The organism is Mycobacterium toneyamaense (assembly GCF_055384815.1).
This window is the reverse complement of the sequence record NZ_AP040333.1, coordinates 1561466-1579378: the sequence shown is the minus strand read 5'-3', so window position 1 is coordinate 1579378 and position 17913 is coordinate 1561466. Positions and strand designations below refer to the sequence as shown.

The 17913-nt window shown below is 66.8% G+C and carries 16 protein-coding genes; 7 read left to right on the top strand and 9 right to left on the bottom strand.

Annotated elements, in window-relative coordinates; genetic code table 11:
- The first annotated feature begins 32 nt into the window (after positions 1-32).
- Positions 33-2396, top strand: coding sequence for a lysylphosphatidylglycerol synthase domain-containing protein (locus ACZ5IQ_RS07720; RefSeq protein WP_464481088.1), 2364 nt, complete (start codon positions 33-35; stop codon positions 2394-2396).
- Between the two features lie 152 nt (positions 2397-2548).
- Here ACZ5IQ_RS07720 and ACZ5IQ_RS07715 read toward each other — a convergent pair whose 3' ends face one another.
- On the bottom strand, positions 2549-3193 hold the full coding sequence (locus ACZ5IQ_RS07715; protein ID WP_464481087.1) for a DUF305 domain-containing protein: 645 nt from the start codon (positions 3191-3193) through the stop codon (positions 2549-2551).
- A gap of 47 nt (positions 3194-3240) precedes the next feature.
- Positions 3241-3624: a DUF6153 family protein gene (locus ACZ5IQ_RS07710; RefSeq protein ID WP_061004332.1), complete on the bottom strand. Its 384-nt coding sequence runs from the start codon at positions 3622-3624 to the stop codon at positions 3241-3243.
- A gap of 205 nt (positions 3625-3829) precedes the next feature.
- Here ACZ5IQ_RS07710 and ACZ5IQ_RS07705 point away from each other — a divergent pair, with 205 nt between their 5' ends.
- The 4 genes from ACZ5IQ_RS07705 to ACZ5IQ_RS07690 all read left to right on the top strand — a co-directional run bounded on the left by ACZ5IQ_RS07705 (position 3830) and on the right by ACZ5IQ_RS07690 (position 11407).
- Positions 3830-5653 (top strand): fatty acyl-AMP ligase, encoded by a 1824-nt coding sequence (locus ACZ5IQ_RS07705; protein WP_464481086.1) that lies wholly within the window; start codon positions 3830-3832, stop codon positions 5651-5653.
- A 191-nt stretch (positions 5654-5844) separates the two neighbouring features.
- Positions 5845-7656 carry a sulfatase-like hydrolase/transferase gene (locus ACZ5IQ_RS07700; protein ID WP_464481085.1) on the top strand — a complete coding sequence of 604 codons (1812 nt, stop codon included), beginning with the start codon at positions 5845-5847 and terminating at the stop codon, positions 7654-7656.
- A 69-nt stretch (positions 7657-7725) separates the two neighbouring features.
- A complete protein-coding gene (locus tag ACZ5IQ_RS07695; RefSeq protein WP_464481084.1) occupies positions 7726-9342 on the top strand; it encodes a peptide chain release factor 3 in 1617 nt (538 codons plus the stop codon).
- Between the two features lie 76 nt (positions 9343-9418).
- A complete protein-coding gene (locus tag ACZ5IQ_RS07690; protein ID WP_464481083.1) occupies positions 9419-11407 on the top strand; it encodes an OPT family oligopeptide transporter in 1989 nt (662 codons plus the stop codon).
- Between the two features lie 149 nt (positions 11408-11556).
- Here ACZ5IQ_RS07690 and ACZ5IQ_RS07685 read toward each other — a convergent pair whose 3' ends face one another.
- The 3 genes from ACZ5IQ_RS07685 to ACZ5IQ_RS07675 form a co-directional block, all read right to left on the bottom strand.
- Entirely contained in the window at positions 11557-11940 is a 384-nt protein-coding gene (locus ACZ5IQ_RS07685) for a type II toxin-antitoxin system VapC family toxin (RefSeq protein WP_212812426.1), read from the bottom strand.
- Positions 11937-12152, bottom strand: coding sequence for a hypothetical protein (locus ACZ5IQ_RS07680; protein ID WP_053854134.1), 216 nt, complete (start codon positions 12150-12152; stop codon positions 11937-11939). Before ACZ5IQ_RS07680 ends, ACZ5IQ_RS07685 begins: the two co-directional genes overlap by 4 nt.
- A 76-nt stretch (positions 12153-12228) precedes the next feature.
- Positions 12229-12441 (bottom strand): hypothetical protein, encoded by a 213-nt coding sequence (locus tag ACZ5IQ_RS07675; protein WP_464481082.1) that lies wholly within the window; start codon positions 12439-12441, stop codon positions 12229-12231.
- Between the two features lie 129 nt (positions 12442-12570).
- Here ACZ5IQ_RS07675 and ACZ5IQ_RS07670 point away from each other — a divergent pair, with 129 nt between their 5' ends.
- Entirely contained in the window at positions 12571-13884 is a 1314-nt protein-coding gene (locus ACZ5IQ_RS07670) for an IS256 family transposase (protein ID WP_024455803.1), read from the top strand.
- On the opposite strand, the gene ACZ5IQ_RS07665 is transcribed toward ACZ5IQ_RS07670, so the two are convergent.
- From ACZ5IQ_RS07665 to ACZ5IQ_RS07655, 3 genes are all read right to left on the bottom strand, one after another.
- On the bottom strand, positions 13857-14252 hold the full coding sequence (locus ACZ5IQ_RS07665; protein WP_464481081.1) for a hypothetical protein: 396 nt from the start codon (positions 14250-14252) through the stop codon (positions 13857-13859). The genes ACZ5IQ_RS07670 and ACZ5IQ_RS07665 overlap by 28 nt on opposite strands.
- 347 nt (positions 14253-14599) lie before the next feature.
- Positions 14600-15870 (bottom strand): IS3 family transposase gene (locus ACZ5IQ_RS07660; RefSeq protein ID WP_464481055.1). Its coding sequence is split into 2 segments (ribosomal slippage): positions 14600-15597 and positions 15597-15870, totalling 1272 coding nucleotides; the frame shifts between segments, so codons are not numbered across the junction.
- Positions 15815-16288, bottom strand: coding sequence for a hypothetical protein (locus tag ACZ5IQ_RS07655; RefSeq protein WP_464481080.1), 474 nt, complete (start codon positions 16286-16288; stop codon positions 15815-15817). The genes ACZ5IQ_RS07660 and ACZ5IQ_RS07655 overlap by 56 nt, the downstream gene beginning before the upstream one ends.
- A gap of 261 nt (positions 16289-16549) precedes the next feature.
- Between ACZ5IQ_RS07655 and ACZ5IQ_RS07650 the strand changes: the two genes are divergently transcribed.
- Positions 16550-16855 (top strand): GreA/GreB family elongation factor, encoded by a 306-nt coding sequence (locus tag ACZ5IQ_RS07650; RefSeq protein ID WP_406775987.1) that lies wholly within the window; start codon positions 16550-16552, stop codon positions 16853-16855.
- Positions 16856-16893: 38 nt separating this feature from the next.
- On the opposite strand, the gene ACZ5IQ_RS07645 is transcribed toward ACZ5IQ_RS07650, so the two are convergent.
- Entirely contained in the window at positions 16894-17850 is a 957-nt protein-coding gene (locus ACZ5IQ_RS07645) for a mechanosensitive ion channel family protein (RefSeq protein ID WP_464481079.1), read from the bottom strand.
- Positions 17851-17913: the final 63 nt, after the last annotated feature.

Here is a 17913-nt window from a genome sequence, read left to right as displayed (position 1 = left end):
CCAACGGGCCCCGCACTTGGGATTCTTGGCTGATGCGGGTTGACGGACGCGAGGTCGCGGTCTCGGGCAGCCTGCTGCAACCGATCACCCGCCGGACCAACGACATCCTGCGACTGGTGGCCGCGACGGCGTTCCTGATCACCGTCGTCACCAGCTCGCTGATCACCCGCAACGACTGGGTCCGGCTGGAACGGTCGGTGTCCCGGATCGTCGGCGTGCTCACACCGACGCAGTCGAATCTGGTCTACATCGCGTACGCCATCGCGATCCTGGCGCTGCCCTTCGTGATCCTGCTGAGCCTGCTGGTCACGCGGCAGTGGAAGCTGCTCGGTCCGTACGCCGCAGCCGGGCTGCTGGCGGTGCTGGTTCTGTCCATCAACTCCAAAGGCATCGCGGCACCGAAGTGGCATTTCGACCTTTCCGACCGCCTCAACACCGTCTTCTCCCAGTTCCTCGACGACCCACGCTGGATTGCGCTGCTGGCCGCGGTGCTGACGGTGTCGGGCCCGTGGCAGCCCGCCCGGCTGCGCCGCTGGTGGTGGACGCTGCTGCTGGCGTTCGTGCCGATCCACCTCGTGGTCAGCGCCATCGTGCCGGCGCGGTCGCTGCTCGGCCTGGCCGTGGGGTGGTTCGTCGGCGCGCTGGTGGTGCTGGTCAGCGGCACCCCGGCGCTGGAGGTTCCGCTGGCGGGCGGGGTCCAGGCGCTGGCCCGCCGCCAGTTCGAGGTGTCGGCGCTGACGGTCATCCGGCCGGCCGGCGCCGGACCGCTGGTGCTCAGCGCCGATTCGGCCGACGGCACGCGCGCCGTCGTCGAGTTGTACGGGCCGAACCAGCGCGTCGGCGGCGCCATGAGCCAGCTCTGGCGCAAGATCACGCTGCGCAACGACGAGACCGCTCCCCTGCAGACCTCGATGCGCCGCGCCGTCGAACACCGCGCGCTCATGACCATCGCCGTCGGCGACCTCGACCTGGCCAACACCCGGACCATCGCGCTCGCGGCCCTCGACCGCGGCTGGACCATGTTCGCGCATACGCCGGCGAGCGGCGCTCCGCTGACCAACGAGACTGCTGTCGCCGAGGTGTGGCGTGCGCTCGGCGCGCTGCACCACCACCAGATCTCGCACGGCGACCTGCGGGCGTCGGAGCTGACGGTCGACGACCGGACCGTGCTGTTCGGCGGGTTGGGCAACTCCGAATACGGCGCGTCCGACGTACAGCTGCAATCCGACGTCGCGCAGCTGCTGGTGACGACGACGGCCATGTACGACGCCGAGGAGGCGGTCGCCGCGGCTATCGAGCAGTTCGGCGAGGACACCGTGCTGACCGCGTCGCGCCGGCTGACCAAGTCCGCGATGCCGCTGCGGCTGCGCGAGTCGATCCCCGATTCGCGCGCCGTGATCACCGCGGCCCGCGACGAGGTGAAGCACCAGACCGGCGCCGACCGCATCCAGACCGAGACCATCACCCGCTTCACCCGCAACCAGGTCATCCAGCTGGTCCTGCTCATCGCGCTGGTGTACGTCGCCTACCCGTTCATCAGCACGGTGCCGACCTTCTTCTCCGAGCTGCGGTCCGCCAACTGGTGGTGGGCGCTGCTCGGCCTTGCGGTGTCGGCGCTGACGTACGTGGGCGCCGCGGCGGCGTTGTGGGCCAGCGCCTCGGAGGCGGTGAGCTTCAAGAACCTGACCATCATGCAGGTGGCCAACACCTTCGCCGCGACGACGACGCCCGCCGGCGTCGGTGGCCTGGCGCTCAGCACGCGGTTCCTGCAGAAGGCCGGGCTCGGCGCCTTGCGCGCGACGGCCGCGGTGGCGCTGCAGCAGTCGGTTCAGGTGCTCACGCACGTGGCACTGCTGATCTTCTTCAGTGCGGCGGCAGGCGCGTCAGCCGATCTGTCGCACTTCGTGCCGTCGTCGACGGTCCTGTATCTGATCGCCGGTGCGGCACTGGGTGTGGTCGGCACGTTCATGTTGGTGCCGCGGGCCCGGCATTGGCTCGGCACCTCGGTGCGGCCGCGCCTCACCGAGGTGTGGGCCGACCTGGTCAACCTCGCCCGCGAACCGCGGCGCCTCGGGCTGATCGTGTTGGGTTGCGCGGCAACGACTCTCGGAGCGGCACTGGCCCTGTGGGCGAGCGTCGAGGCCTTCGGCGGGTCGACGTCGTTCGTGACGGTGTGCGTCGTGACGATGATCGGTGGGACGCTCGCCTCGGCCGCCCCGACCCCCGGCGGCGTGGGCGCCGTGGAGGCCGCGCTGATCGGTGGTCTGGCCGCGTTCGGCCTGCCCGCCGCTGTCGCGGTGCCGTCGGTGCTGCTCTACCGGGTGCTGACGTGCTGGCTGCCGGTGTTCATCGGCTGGCCCGTCATGCGCTGGCTGACCGAGAAGGAGATGATCTAGGCCCTTGCGGCGTGTCGCGATCGGGGTGTCGGGCGGCCTTGTGACACATGCGATCTGAAGCCGTCAACTTTCCCTGACTGGGTCAGGGAAAGTTGACGCTTCCCAGCGAAAGGTGCCGAGGCCGAAACCGGCTAGTGGCCCCGGCACCGCCGTCACATCTTGGCGAGCATGCCGTTCATCGTGGTGATCTCGGCCTGCTGCGCCGTGACGATCGCCTGCGCCATGGCCTTGGCGTCGGCGTTGGTGCCGTTCTTCAGCTCGTCATTGGCCATGGTGATGGCGCCCTGGTGATGCTCGACCATCATCTGCAGCCACATCTTGTCGAATGCCGCGCCGGACAGGCCCGTCAGCTCGGTCATCTGCTGCGGGGTCATCAGGCCCGGCATCGAGTGGCTCATGGTGGCCGACGGCGCGGGCTTGCCGAAGCCGGCGAGCAGCGTCGTCATCTGCTGCATCTCGGGCGCCTGCGCCTTCTCGATGGCAGCGGCGAGGTCCTTGACCTGCTGGTTCTGCGAGCGGGTCGGGACCAGCTTGGCCATCTCGACGGCCTGCGCGTGGTGCGGGTACATCATCTGCAGGAACATCACGTCGGCGTCGTTGAAGGTGGCGGCCGGCGCAGCGCTGGTGCTGGAACCCGACATCCCCGGCATCGAGTGCCCGGGCATGTCGTGGCCCGACATCGGCATGGACGAGGTGGTGGCGGAGACCGTCGAGGCCTGCTCGTTCGGCGGGCTACAGGCCGCGAGTGCGATGGCAGCAGCGGTTCCGGCGACAGCGATAGATGCGATTTTGAACATGGTTGAACTCCTTGAAGATTGGATGGGTTGACGCGGGGCGCGGCCCATCAGATTCGAAGGAGCGACAGTTCCGCGAGAGTGAGCACCGTCCAGGGCGGGGCTCTTTGCCTGCGCCGCAACGCCTGTCGGATACGGGCCTGCACGCTGCGCTCGGGCGCGACGCCGAGCCAGTACAGCAAAGCCAGACCCAGGATGGTCAGCAGCTCGGTCATGACGAAGACGCAGGCGTGAAAACCGTTGTGTCCGTTGCAGTCGCAGGCATCCGACATGGACGTTTGCACCGCCGGGACACTCGCTTGCTGATGCACAGCCGTCTGCGGATGATGCGACGGACCGTGTGCCGACGTGACGATCAGCGAATGCATGCCGATAATGCCCGCGATCAGAGCAAGCACGCCGACGACGTGTAATCGCGTGCTGCGATGCGTCACGTCGGCCTCCGGTTCAAGTATCGGTCTGCAAATCATAGTACCCGGTGGGGGTATATCTGCGGGAATAAATCTCGCGGTCGCCGCCGACCAGACCGCGATCGGGCGCCCATCGTCGGTGGGCCGCGTCACATCACCATTCCCGCAGTGGCGACTTTCACCGTTATTGGACTCGTCGGTTAGTTAGCCCCGCTACTAGTGTCGACATATGGGTCGGGAAGCCTTGAGTCACAGCATTATTGGCGCAGCTGAATCGCTGGACCAATACGTTCAGCCGGACGGCCGGATCGTCATACCTGACGGCATCACGCTGACGTCGTTCCTGGAGCGCAATCGCGCGGCGATGGGCGACAGTCCGTCGTACCGGTTCATCGACTACGCGCAGAATCCCGACGGCGAGATCGTCGAACTCAGCTGGAACGGCCTCTGGGCTCAGGTCAACGCCGTCGCGGCCCGGCTCCAGCAGGTCACCGCGCCGCGCGACCGGGTGGCGATCCTCGCGCCGCAGGGCGTCGACTACGTCGCGGCGTTCTTCGCGGCAGTGCACGCCGGGAACATCGCCGTCCCGCTGTTCGCGCCGGCCCTCGCCGGCCACACCGAGCGCCTCGCCGCGGTGCTGGCCGATGCCAAGCCGTCCGCGGTGCTCACCACCACCGCGGCCGCCGAAGCGGTCCGCACGTTCATCAAGACGCTGCCCGCCGCCGAGCGCCCGCGCGTGATCGCCGTCGACGCCGTTCCGGACACCCTCGCCGAGATGTACGTCGCCCCGGACGCCCGCACCGACGACGTGGCCTACCTGCAATACACCTCGGGCTCGACGCGCACCCCGGCCGGCGTGGAGATCACGCATCGGAACGTGTGCACCAACGTCATTCAGATGATCCTGGCCGGCGGCCTGGACACCGACATCCGCAGCGTGAGCTGGCTGCCGCTGTATCACGACATGGGCTTGATCATGATCATGTTCCCCGCGCTGTGCGGCGGCCAGATCAGCCTGATGGATCCCATGGCGTTCGTCCGCCGGCCCTACCGGTGGATCCGGCGCCTCGCCGACGAGGCCGCCCACGGCCGGACGTTCGCGGCCGCACCCAATTTCGCGTTCGAGCTGTGCGCGCAGCGTGGCCTGCCGCCGGCCGGTGAGCCGCTCGACCTCAGCAATGTGGTGACGCTGCTCAACGGCTCCGAGCCCGTGACGCTGCCGTCCATCGAGCAGTTCATGGAGGCCTTCAGGCCCTACGGGCTGCCCGAGACCGTGGTCAAGCCGTCGTACGGCATGGCCGAGGCGACGCTGTCGGTCGCCAGCATCGGCGCCGACGAAAAGCCGTGCGCCACATATCTGGACCGCGAGGAGCTCGCGGCGGGCCGGGCTGTCGTCGTGGGCAAGCACGCCGATGGCGCCGTCCCCCACGTCTCGTGTGGGCAGGCCATCCCCGACCAGTGGGTGACGATCGTGACGCCCGACGGCGATGAGGCCGCCGACGGCACGGTCGGCGAAATCTGGTTGCACGGCAACAACATCGGTCGCGGTTACTTCGGCCGGCCCGAGGAGTCCGAGCGGGTGTTCGGCAACAAGCTGCAGACCCGCCAGACCGTCAGCCACGCCGACGGCGCCGAGGACAACGCATTGTGGTTGGCGACAGGCGATCTGGGCGTTTACGTCGGCGGCGAGCTGTTCGTGACCGGCCGCATCAAGGATCTCGTCATCGTCGACGGGCGCAACCACTACCCGCAGGACATCGAGGCGACCGTCAGCAAGGCGTCGCCCGCCGTGCGCTCCGGCTACGTGACAGTCTTTGCTGTGCCTGGTGATTCGGGTGAACAACTGGTCGTGGTGGCCGAGCGCGCGGTGGGCGCGGGCCGCGCCGAGTTGGGGCCCGTGGCCGAGGCGGTGCGTGCCGCGGTGTCGCGTCATCACCAGGTGCGCGTCGCCGAGGTACGGCTGGTCGCGGCCGGTCGTATCCCCCGTACGACGTCGGGAAAGCTGGCCCGCAGCGCCGCGCGGGCGGAGTTTCTGGCCGGTCAATTCGACTAGCGATCGGCGCGCCGGGCGCTGTTGCGGCACTTCCGATTTGGGACTGCCGCAGCCCATTGGGGCGCGAGTCATGAGAGTTAACAGAACGTTATTTGTCGATCGCGCCAATTTGCGTCGCCGTGGTCGCCGCTCGTGTTGGATATCGGGGTAGCCCCTCAGTAGGGGCCCATTCCTCCGATGGGAGCACCGAGATGACGGAGCAGCGCCCCGACATCGTCATCCTCATGACCGACGAAGAGCGCGCCATCCCGCCGTACGAAACCGACGACGTTCTCGACTGGCGTCACCGGACCCTCACGGGCCGGCGGTGGTTCGACGAGAACGGCGTGCGCTTCACGCGGCACTACACCGGCTCGCTGGCGTGTGCGCCCAGCCGGCCGACGCTCTTCACCGGCCAGTACCCCGACCTGCACGGCGTCACGCAGACCGACGGCCTCGGCAAGCGGTACGACGACTCGCGGCTGCGGTGGCTGCGCCAGGGCGAGGTGCCGACGCTGGGCAACTGGCTGCGCGCCGCCGGGTACGACACGCACTACGACGGCAAGTGGCACATCTCGCACGCCGACCTCGAGGACCCCAAGACCGGCAAGCCGCTCGCCACCAACGACGCCGACGGTGTCGTCGACCCCGTGGCCGTGCAGGCCTACCTCGACGCCGATCCGCTCGGGCCGTACGGCTTCTCCGGCTGGGTCGGGCCCGAACCGCACGGAGCGGCCATGTCCAACAGCGGTTTTCGGCGGGACCCGCTGGTGGCCGACCGCGTCGTCGCCTGGCTCGAAGACCGCTACGCGCGGCGACGCGCCGGCGACCCGGAGGCGCTGCGGCCGTTCCTGCTCGTGGCCAGCTTCGTCAATCCCCATGACATCGTGCTGTTCCCGGCCTGGGTGCGCCGCAGTCCGCTGCTCGACTACCCCGTCCTCGAGCCGCCGCACGTGCCTGCGGCGCCGACCGCCACGGAGGATCTGAGCGACAAGCCGGCCGCACAGGCCGCCTTCCGCGAGGCCTACTACTCCGGTTACGGCCCGGCCGCGGTGATCGAACGCACCTACCGGCGCAACGCCCAGCAGTACCGCGACCTCTACTACCGGCTGCACGCCGAGGTCGACGGCCCGCTCGATCGGGTGCGCCGCGCCGTCACCGAGAACGGATCCGAAAACGCCGTGCTGGTGCGGACTTCCGATCACGGCGACCTGCTCGGCGCGCACGGCGGGCTGCACCAGAAGTGGTTCAACCTGTACGACGAGGCGACGCGCGTGCCGTTCGTCATCGCCCGGATCGGCGCCGACGCGACCGCCCCGCGCGAAGTCAACGCGCCCACCTCCCACGTCGACCTGGTGCCGACGCTGCTCGGCGCGGCCGGCGTCGACGTCGCCGCGACCGCCGTAACCCTGGCGGCGGCGTTCACCGAGGTGCATCCGCTGCCCGGCCGCGACCTCATGCCGGTGGTGAATGGTGCTGCGGCCGAGCAGGATCGGACCATCTACCTCATGACGCGCGACAACATCCTCGAGGGCGACACCGGGGCGTCGGGCGCGGCGCAGGCGATCGGCGCCAACACCAATCCGCCTGCGTTGCTGCGGATCAAGGTGCCCGCGAACGTCGCGGCCAACTTCGAGGGGCTGGTCTCGCGCGTCACCAACGCCGAGGCCGCCGGCGGCTCGGGGCACCTGTGGAAGCTGGTCCGTACCTTCGACGATCCGGCGACCTGGACCGAACCTGGCGTGCGCCACCTGGCGGCCAACAGCCGCGGCGGCGACACGTACCGCACCGACCCGCTCGACGACCAGTGGGAGCTCTACGACCTGACCTCGGACCCGATCGAGGCCGTCAACCGCTGGGCCGATCCCAGCCTGCACGAGCTGCGCCGGCATCTGCGGACGCAGCTCAAGCTGGTCCGGACGGCGTCGGTGCCCGAGCGCAACGATCCGTGGCCATATGTGAGCCGGCGGCCACCGGAGCCGGGCAGTGCCGTCCGCCGGTTGCTGTGCCGGTTCCGCCCGTAGGCAAAACCTGCAGGTCACGCCGTCGCGATTACAGGTTTTGCCTGGTCGGCCAATAGCATGTCTGGTGCCATGACCGACACCGCCCCCGCCACCGATACCCGCTCCGCCAGCCGGGTCGCGACCGAAGCCGCCCGTCGCCGTACGTTCGCCGTCATCAGCCACCCTGACGCCGGTAAATCGACGCTGACCGAGGCGCTGGCCCTGCACGCCCGGGTGATCACCGAGGCCGGCGCGATCCACGGCAAGGCGGGCCGCAAGTCCACGGTGTCGGACTGGATGGAAATGGAGAAGGCCCGCGGCATCTCGATCACCTCCACGGCGCTGCAGTTCCCGTACCGCGACTGCGTCATCAACCTGCTGGACACCCCCGGCCACGCCGACTTCTCGGAGGACACCTACCGGGTGCTGACGGCCGTCGACTGCGCCGTGATGCTCATCGACGCCGCGAAAGGCCTTGAGCCGCAGACCCTGAAGCTGTTCCAGGTGTGTAAGCACCGCGGCATCCCGATCATCACGGTGATCAACAAGTGGGACCGCCCGGGCCGGCACGCGCTGGAGCTGATGGACGAGATCCACGAGCGCATCGGGCTGCGGACGACGCCGCTGACCTGGCCGGTGGGCATCGCCGGTGACTTCAAGGGTGTGATGGACCGCCGCAAGGGCCACTACATCCGCTTCACCCGCACCGCCGGTGGCGCCACCGCCGCGCCGGAGGAGCACATCCCCGCCGACAAGGCGCACGACGCCGCCGAAGGTGACTGGGACACCGCCGTCGAAGAGTCCGAACTGCTGTCGATGGACGGCTCGGACTACGACCGCGAGACCTTTCTGTCCGGTGAGTCATCGCCGGTGCTGTTCACGTCGGCCGCGCTGAACTTCGGTGTGAACCAGCTGCTCGACGTGCTGGTCGACCTGGCGCCCTCGCCCGGCGCGATCGTCGACGTCACGGGCCAGCCGCGGCCGGTGGATTCGCCGTTCAGCGCGTTCGTGTTCAAAGTGCAGGCCGGCATGGACTCTTCGCACCGCGACCGCATCGCCTACGCGCGGGTGTGCTCGGGCACGTTCGAGCGCGGCGATGTGCTGACGCACGCCGGGACTGGCAAGCCGTTCGTGACCAAATACGCGCAGTCGGTGTTCGGGCAGCAGCGTTCGACGCTCGACGACGCGTGGCCCGGTGACGTGATCGGTCTGGCCAACGCGGCGGCGCTGCGCCCCGGTGACACGCTGTATCGCGATGTGCCCGTGGAGTTTCCGCCGATCCCCAGCTTCTCCCCCGAATACTTCTCGGTGGTCCGCGGCAAGGACCCGAGCAAGCACAAGCAGTTCCGCAAGGGCATCGAGCAGCTCGATCAAGAAGGTGTCGTCCAGGTGCTGCGCTCGGACAAGCGCGGTGAGCAGGCGCCGGTCTTCGCGGCCGTCGGCCCCATGCAGTTCGAGGTCGCCGCGCACCGCATGGCGACCGAGATCGGCGCGGCCATCTCGCTCGAGTCGCTGCCGTACCAGGTGGCGCGGGTCGTCGAGCCCGAGGATGCCGAGTTCATGAGCAAGCAGGTGTCCTGCGAGGTGCTGACCCGCACCGACGGCGTCATGCTCGTGCTGTTTTCGACGCCGTGGCGCCTCGAGGGGTTCCAGCGGGACAACCCGTCGATCAAGCTGCGGTCGTTGGTGGCGGCGGCCGAAAGCTGACGCGACCCTCTCGATAGCGGGCACACCTCGGCGCTCAGCGCTTACGGTGTAGAGCACCCAAGAGAGAGGACGAGAGTTGGCCACCGCCACTCCAGCGACCCCCGCCACCCCGACGCTGCGTGAACTGACCGTCCGCGGCATCCTGCTCGGCGGTGTCATCACGCTCGTGTTCACCGCCGCCAACGTCTATCTCGGACTCAAGGTCGGCCTGACGTTTGCCACCGCCATCCCCGCCGCCGTGATCTCGATGGCGGTGCTGCGCAGCTTCGCCAACCACTCGATCGTCGAGAACAACATCGTGCAGACCGTCGCGTCGGCGGCCGGCACGCTGTCGGCGATCATCTTCGTGCTGCCCGGGCTGATCATGATCGGCTGGTGGACCGGTTTCCCCTACTGGACCACCGTCGCGGTGTGCGCTGTCGGCGGCACCCTCGGCGTCATGTACTCCATACCTCTCCGGCGCGCACTCGTGACGGGAACCGACCTGCCCTATCCCGAAGGCGTCGCCGCCGCCGAGGTACTCAAGGTCGGTGACGGCACCGAAGGCGTCGAAGCCAACCGCACCGGGCTCAAGGTCATCACGTTCGGTTCGGTCGTGTCGGCCGTTTTCGGGCTGCTCGCCAATATGAAGGTGCTCGCCAATTCCGTTACCGCATATACCCGTATCGGCGCAGGCGGCACGATGTTCACCGCCGGGCTGTCGATGGCGATGATCGGCGTCGGGCACCTGATCGGCATGACCGTCGGCATCGCGATGCTCGTCGGGCTCGTGATCTCGTACGGGGTGCTGCTGCCCATCCGCACCAACGGCGCGCTCACGGGTAGCGAACCGATCGGCGACATCATCGACGGCATCTTCGTGCACGAGGTGCGGTTCGTCGGCGCCGGAGCCATTGCCGTCGCGGCGATCTGGACACTGCTGAAGATCCTGCGCCCCATCGTCAAAGGCGTCACCGCTGCGCTGGGTTCGGCACGTGACCGGCGGCAGGGTCAGGTGGTCGAGCTCACCGAGCGCGACATCCCCTTCCCCATGGTCGTCGGCACCGTCGTGGTGATGCTGCTGCCGATCGCAGTGCTGCTGTGGGATTTCAGTCGCGGCACTGTGCTGCAGGGGCATTCGGCCGGGATCATCGCGGCGAGCCTGGTGTTCATCTTCGTCATCGGGCTGGTCATCGCGTCGGTGTGCGGCTACATGGCCGGGCTGATCGGTTCGTCGAACAGCCCGATCTCCGGCGTCGGCATCCTGACGGTGCTCATCGCCGCGGTGCTGATCAAGGTGGTGTTCGGGCGGGCCGATAGTGGCCAGTCCACCGCACTCGTGGCGTTCACGCTGTTCGCGGCCGCCATCACGTTCGGTGTTGCGACCATCTCCAACGACAATCTGCAGGACCTCAAGACCGGCCAGCTGGTCGGGGCGACGCCCTGGAAGCAGCAGGTGGCGTTGGTGATTGGCGTGGCGTTCGGGTCGGCGATCATTCCGCCGGTCCTCAACCTGATGCAGCGGGCGTTCGGTTTCCTCGGCGCGCCCGGGGCCGGCGATCATGCCCTGGCCGCGCCGCAGGCCGCACTGATCTCGTCGTTGGCCAAGGGCGTGTTCGGCGGGTCGCTGAACTGGGGGCTCATCGGGCTGGGTGCCGTCATCGGGGTTGTCGCGATTGTGGTTGACGAGTTTCTCACCCGCACATCACGTTTCGCGCTGCCGCCGCTGGCCGTCGGAATGGGGATGTACCTGCCGATGAGCCTGACGCTGATCATTCCGCTGGGTGCGCTGCTGGGCTGGTTCTACAACCGCTGGGCCGACCGGACCGGCGGCGACGTCGAGCGCAAGAAGCGGATCGGCGTGCTGCTGGCGACGGGCATGATCGTTGGCGAGAGTCTCTACGGCGTGGTGTTCGCGGGTTTTGTGGCCGGCACTGGTTCCGATGAGCCGTTCGCGCTGTTCTCTGGTTTCGGTGGGTCTGTTCCTGAACTGATCGGTGTCGTGGCCTTCGCGGCGGTACTCGGGTGGATGTACAAGCGGACGCGAGTTATTGCGGGTAGCGAGCCGGTCGCGGCCGAGCGCTGAGGCGCCTGGCTGCCGCTGATTTCATGGTGGCTGCGCACGCTGCGGCGGGGCCGCCTCTCCTGACTTGTGCGATTTGGAGCCGTCAAGTTTCCTTGGCGGCTCCAAATCGCCTGTGCTGCAACACTGTCAACGCTGAGAGGATGCTTCTCCTAGCGCGGGACGACAGTGATGGCGCATCGTGGGCCATTCGCTCCTGACAGCCGAGCATCCGCGGTCACCAGAGCGCAGTCCAGGTTCTCAGCGAGGGCGACGTACATCGCGTCGTAGGCCGTCACAGCCTCACGAAGTTCCCAAATGCGTTCCAGGAGAGGTGGAGCGGCGTAGCGGATCAGCCCGAGCCCGCTCCAGACATTCAAAGCCTGCCGGCCCTCCGCAGAGGTAAGCCGACCGGACGCCACTTGCCGGCGCAAGACACTGGCCACCTCCGCATCCACCAAGTGCGGCGCGTGAATCGATTCGGCAGCGAGTAGTCGACGTGCTTGGCCATCGTGCAGAAGCCCAGAGACTGCCGCCGACGCATCGACGACAATCACCGGCGTTCGGACTCCAACTGCTTGACGATGGTCTCGGTCGGGATATCCAGATCGGGCAGCGTGGCCAGCAATGCGGCATTGTCGACTCGACGAGTCGCGGCATCGAGTTCACGGATCGCGACGGCTGTCACCGAGGTGCTCGCTGCACGCGCCATCCGTTCGAGTCGATCCATGACGTCATCAGGGACGTTACGGAGGTGCAGAGTCCGCATACGACCACTGTACCCAGATTGCATGCTTCTCGCTTGCAATCTGCTAGCAACCCGTCCGAGCTGACTTGAGGAGCCATCAGCCCACATCGTCGTACCCCCAGAACTCGTGCGCCTCCCGCATGAGTTCGCGACGATAGCTCGACCTCAGCTCGTCGATCACGGCAAGAGATCGCGAGGTCAGCTCGTCGCCAATCCCGCTCTGCGCGTGCGCATATGGGATGAACGCACGAAGCAGGTCTGGAATGTCGAGCGCGACCTCCAGCGGCGTGTCATCGTCGTAATAGAGCAATGATCAATACCTGTGGATGAGGCCCGGGGAGGCGGCCTGAAAGTGGGCGCACCTTCCCGAGGATGATCATCACGGAATCAGGTATTCGATCAAGACCGGCGTTGGCGCGCTGGTTGGGAAGGTACGCCCATGCTCACCGTAGTTCACGATGCCGAGGAGGCCAACGGCGGCGAGGCCGGCCGGTCGTTGTTGGACGAGATCGTCCGCGACGGAGCCCGGCAGATGTTGGCCGCTGCACTGCAGGCCGAGGTCGCCGCGTACGTCGCCGCATTCGCTGATCAGCTCGACGAGAACGGTCACCGACTGGTGGTCCGCAACGGCTATCACCAGCCGCGTGAGGTGTTGACCGCGGCCGGTGCCGTGCAGGTGAAGGCGCCGCGGGTCAACGATCGCCGTGTCGACCCCGATTCTGGTGAGCGGCAGCGGTTTTCCTCGGCGATCCTGCCGGCCTGGGCACGCAAGTCTCCGCAGATGAGTGAGGTGCTGCCGCTGCTGTATCTGCACGGCCTATCGACCAGCGACTTCGGGCCCGCACTCGAGCAGTTCCTCGGCTCGGGTGCCGGGTTGTCGGCCACCACGATCACCCGTCTGACCGCGCAGTGGCAAGACGAAGCCCGTACGTTCGCTGCCCGGGACCTGTCCGGCAGCGACTACGTCTACCTGTGGGTCGACGGCATTCACCTCAAGGTCCGCCTGGACCAGGAGAAGCTGTGCCTGCTGGTGATGCTCGGCGTGCGCGCTGACGGCCGCAAAGAGCTCGTGGCGATCACCGACGGCTATCGGGAGTCATGCGAGTCGTGGGCGGATCTGCTGCGCGACTGCAAACGCCGCGGCATGACCGCCCCAGTGCTGGCCGTCGGCGATGGCGCGCTCGGGTTCTGGAAGGCGGTGCGGGAGGTATTCCCGTCGACCAAGGAGCAGCGCTGCTGGTTCCACAAGCAGGCCAACGTCCTGGCCGGGCTGCCGAAGTCAGCGCATCCGGCCGCGCTGGCGGCCATCAAGGACATCTACAACGCCGAAGACATCGACAAAGCTCAGGTCGCGGTCAAGGCCTTCGCGGTTGCCTTCGGCGCGAAGTACCCGAAAGTGGTCGCCAAGATCGTCGACGACCTCGATGTCCTGCTGGAGTTCTACCACTACCCCGCCGAGCACTGGATCCATCTGCGTACCACGAATCCGATCGAAAGTACCTTCGCCACAGTGCGTTTGAGAACGAAGGTCACCAAGGGTCCGGGATCGCGGGCCGCTGGATTGGCCATGGCCTACAAGCTGATCGACGCCGCGCAGGCCCGCTGGCGGGCCGTCAACGCCCCACATCTGGTCGCCCTCGTCCGCGCCGGAGCGGTCTTCCACAAAGGCAAACTGCTCGAACGACCCACCGACATCACCCCACCGACACCACCGTCAGACGGCGATCAGCACACCGAAACGGAGGTCGCCTGAAACACCCCGATCCACAGGTATTGACAATTGCTCCAGTCGTAATAGGACGGGTTACGCAACACGTCTCGGACGCGTGTTTCACTCCACCGCAGCGGGTCTTCCGTACCGGTCTCGAAAAGCTCCAGCAGCTGCTCCCGGTAGCCGGGGCCGTTGAACGGAGCAGACGAACTGCTGACGAAGAACGACTCGCACAGCTGCTCGGCGGAAGCCCAATCCATGGACGGTGTGCGGCCCTCACCGCCTTCCGGGAGCCGACTGATCAGCCACCTAACCAGCGGTCGGTTTGGCATCCACGTATTGGCATCTCGCGCGAACATTGGCTTCTTGAAAGCATCTTCGATCCACGCCCTCGCTTCGGCGAGGTCCATTTCGACAACAGACTCGGAACCCGGTTCCGCAATCCGTGCAAGCACCTCGTCGATCAGCTCCCGGCACAATGGCGATGTCGGTGACGCCCGAGAACCGATTGTGGTCGACCCGCACGACCACAGTCAGCCCATGACCACCGACTAGTCGAGCACCAATGGCAATCTCATCGACATCACCGAAGGCATCACTTCGGCGGACAGCCCGGTGCACGTTCACCTGCGACAGCGAGTGGATCCATCCCGGCAGGTGCTCGTGGCGCTGTGCGAGTTCCGCTCGACATTCGAATTGCAGAGCTGGGTCATCGACCAGAAGCTCTGAACCGCCCCGGGTTTGATGCACACCGGTTTTATTGGTGTGCAGCCTCTGATTGGGCTGTCGCTGCAGCGTAGTAGATGGTCTCGTATTCGATCGGCGGGATGCGTCCGAGACGGTGCATGAGCCGGTCAGTGTTGTACCAGTGCACCCAGTCGGCGGTGAGCAGTTCCACGTCGGTGAGCCTGTTCAGTGGCCCTCGCCGAAACGGTGAGTCATCACGGACAGCTTCGGTCTTGTACAGGCCGATGGTGGTCTCGGCCAAGGCGTTGTCGAAGGCATCGCCGACGGATCCGATCGACGGCAACAGCCCGGAGAGCAACAGCGTTTCACCAAACCGCACCGATGTGTACTGCGAACCTGCATCGGAGTGATGAATAGTGTTGCCCGACAATGGGTTACCTTCACGGCGCCGGAGTTCAGCGGCGTGCCGGATCGCCTGGCGCACGAACAGATCTGCCTTGCTGGTCGAGCAGGTCCAGCCCACGATCCGCCCGGCGTACGCGTCGATGGCGAATGCGGTGTAGACGAACACCCCGGTGGCCAGCGGCACGTAGGTGAAATCAGCCACCAACAGCATGTTGGGGGCGGGGACTCGGAATTGGCGGTCCACCAGATCCGGGGCACGCCCGGCGGCCGGATCGGCGATGGTGGTGCGGACCTTCTTGCGCCGGCGCACGCCCTGCCAGCCGTTGGCGCGCATCAAGCGTTCCACTGTGCAGCGGGCTACCGTGATGCCGTGGCGCTGCAGGTGCGCCCACATCTTGACCGCGCCGTACAACGACTCGGGCTTGCGGCGACCGTGCTCATCGGGCTCGTAGTAGCCGGCCAGCACCTCGGTGATGACGGTGTCCCACAAGGCCCGCGCCGACGGCGGTCGAGCCAGCCAGGCGTAGAAGGTTCTCGGGGCGATCTGGCAGCCATGCTCAGAGAGCACGCGGCAGATCGAAGCGACCCCGAACCGAGCACGATGCTCGGCGATGAACGCACAGATCAGCGGCGTCGCGGGTCGCTCTCCCGCGCGAAGAAACTTGTTGCCGCCTTGAGGATTTCGATAGTTTCCTCAAGCTCACGATTCTTGCGTTTGAGCTCCCGTAACTCCCGTGCGGTATCGGACGGGACACCCTCGCGGACCCCAGTATCGACCTCGCCCTGGTTGACCCACCGGCGCAGCGATTCGTAGGACACCCCCAACCGCTTGGCCACCGCGGTGATGCAGGCCGTACGGGTGTCGTACTCCTCGGCATGGTCACCGACCAACCGCACCGCCCGGGCCTTGAACTCCTCGTCGTACTTCTTCGGCATGATGCGAACTACCTTCCCTCGAAAGAAGGTGTGCATCAAACCCGGGGTGATTCAGCTCCGCGATTACAGCGAGTAAGGCAGTGACCGGCCGGTTGCGTGTCGACATAAGGCCGGTCAACAGGCGATACAGCTTTTCGCCGTCCGGCCTGCTGGCATCGAGCGAAGTGAGGTTGAGGTTCCCTACGTTGATCGCGCGGCTGGCCATGCTGACGAGATAGACCGGATGCTGATCGACCCTGGGCCGCACTATTTCTGTCAGCTGTCCGGTTGCATCGTTCAGCTGCCCGATTAAATCTTTCAGCTGTCCGGTTACAGTTTTCAGCTGTCGGTCGAGAGCATTCCCGGCTTTGCGTTTCTTCGCTCGCCGCACATCGCGTCGAGCCTGTTTGAGGCTCCGTAAACGTCGTTTGTCGGTCATGTCGCGGACGCTACGCCCGGGCCCCGACAAGTACGCCGCGGCCGCTTTTCGCCCTCCGTCTGACCCACGGACGTACATCACGTGACAACACGGCAAACAAGCTCGCGTGCATCATCGTCGACGGCACCACGGCGGATAGTGACAACCGTGGACGCTGTAATTCACCCGAACACCGCGTCAAGGGTTTCGCCCCCACACCCGGTGTCATCGAATGCCGCTGAACAGCACGGTGCGGTCATCGCAGACCGGCACCCGCGAGAAATGTCATCCACCAACACAATCGACGCCCGCGACGAGCTGATTCTCGAAGGTCAGGCCGTGCCGGGCGCCTGGGTCACCGTGTCGTTCAACGGTGACCCCGACGACACGGACGTCTTCCAGCTCGTCCTGCCCGCCGACGCCAAGCCGCTGGGTGACACCTGCTCCGTGGAATGCCCGCTGGGCAAAGCACTCGTCGCCTCGCACGTCGGCGAAACCCGGAGATACGTGACAGAATCCGGGCGGAGCATGGCGATCACGGTTCTGGCCGTCGACAGCGTGAATCCGCAGGAGACGGCCGGACGCTGACCGCTCCCCGACCAATGTTGTTCGGGGAGCCCAGGGCCCTACTCCGCGGCCCGACCGCCCACCACCGCGTGAATCCGCCCCTGCGGGTACGGCAAGGCGATGTCGTGTTCGTCGTAGGCGCGCAGAATCGCGCGGCGGATCCGGCGCTGCACCGCGCCCTGCATGTTCGGCCGGGTTTTCACCGACATCCGCAAGGTGACCAGATCAGGCGAGAGCTCCTGCACGCCAAGCATTTCCGGATCACCCAACACATCGGCAGCGATCGCCGGATCGATGATCGCGTCCTCGGCCGCTTCGATGGCCACCAGCTCGGCGCGGTCGAGGTCTGCGGTCAAGGCGACCGGAACCTCAACGTTCGCAACGGCGTAGTCCTGGCTCATGTTGCCGACGCGCTTGATTTCACCGTTGCGGACGTACCAGAGGGTGCCGTCGCCGCCGCGCAGTGTGGTGATGCGCAGGCCGACGCTCTGCACCTCGCCCGTCACCTCGCCGAGGTCGACATTGTCGCCGACACCGTATTGATCCTCGAGCAGCATGAAGATGCCGCTGACGAAGTCGCGGACCAGGTTCTGCGCGCCGAAGCCGATCGCGAGACCGACCACACCGGCCGAGGCGATGAACGGCGCGATGTTGACGCCCAGCACGCTGAGGATCGCGAGCACCAGCCACAGGAGAAGCAGGATCGACACCGTCGACTTCAGCACCGAGCCGATGGTCTGGGCGCGCTGACGGCGCCGCTCGGCGGCCTTTCGGGCGTTCGACGAGGCCGCGCGGTCGCGCAGGTAGCGCAACAAGGGCGGACGGTTGGCCTGCGATTCCTCATCGACGGCCATGGTCTTGCCGGCGCGCCCGGTCGTGGCGCGGTCGATAACCCGGTGCAGGGCCAACCGCGCGATCAGGGCGATGACGCCGTAGGAGACGATCCGGATCGGCACCTCGAGCAGCCAGTGTCGGTTCGTTTCGGTCCATTCGAAAGCCAGTTGGTAGACATGCACGGGTTCGACCCTACGAGAGGGCGTCGAAGCCCCTGGCCACGGCGATTCCCGGCTGCAGCCTGG

Excerpts from the sequence above, each read along its gene's own strand:
- ACZ5IQ_RS07720 (WP_464481088.1), top strand. The coding sequence starts at position 33 with ATGCGGGTTGACGGACGCGAGGTCGCGGTCTCGGGCAGCCTGCTGCAA.
- ACZ5IQ_RS07715 (WP_464481087.1), bottom strand. The coding sequence starts at position 3,193 with ATGTTCAAAATCGCATCTATCGCTGTCGCCGGAACCGCTGCTGCCATC.
- ACZ5IQ_RS07705 (WP_464481086.1), top strand. The coding sequence starts at position 3,830 with ATGGGTCGGGAAGCCTTGAGTCACAGCATTATTGGCGCAGCTGAATCG.
- ACZ5IQ_RS07700 (WP_464481085.1), top strand. The coding sequence starts at position 5,845 with ATGACGGAGCAGCGCCCCGACATCGTCATCCTCATGACCGACGAAGAG.
- ACZ5IQ_RS07695 (WP_464481084.1), top strand. The coding sequence starts at position 7,726 with ATGACCGACACCGCCCCCGCCACCGATACCCGCTCCGCCAGCCGGGTC.
- ACZ5IQ_RS07680 (WP_053854134.1), bottom strand. The coding sequence starts at position 12,152 with ATGCGGACTCTGCACCTCCGTAACGTCCCTGATGACGTCATGGATCGA.
- ACZ5IQ_RS07670 (WP_024455803.1), top strand. The coding sequence starts at position 12,571 with ATGCTCACCGTAGTTCACGATGCCGAGGAGGCCAACGGCGGCGAGGCC.
- ACZ5IQ_RS07665 (WP_464481081.1), bottom strand. The coding sequence starts at position 14,252 with ATGGACCTCGCCGAAGCGAGGGCGTGGATCGAAGATGCTTTCAAGAAG.
- ACZ5IQ_RS07655 (WP_464481080.1), bottom strand. The coding sequence starts at position 16,288 with ATGACCGACAAACGACGTTTACGGAGCCTCAAACAGGCTCGACGCGAT.
- ACZ5IQ_RS07650 (WP_406775987.1), top strand. The coding sequence starts at position 16,550 with ATGTCATCCACCAACACAATCGACGCCCGCGACGAGCTGATTCTCGAA.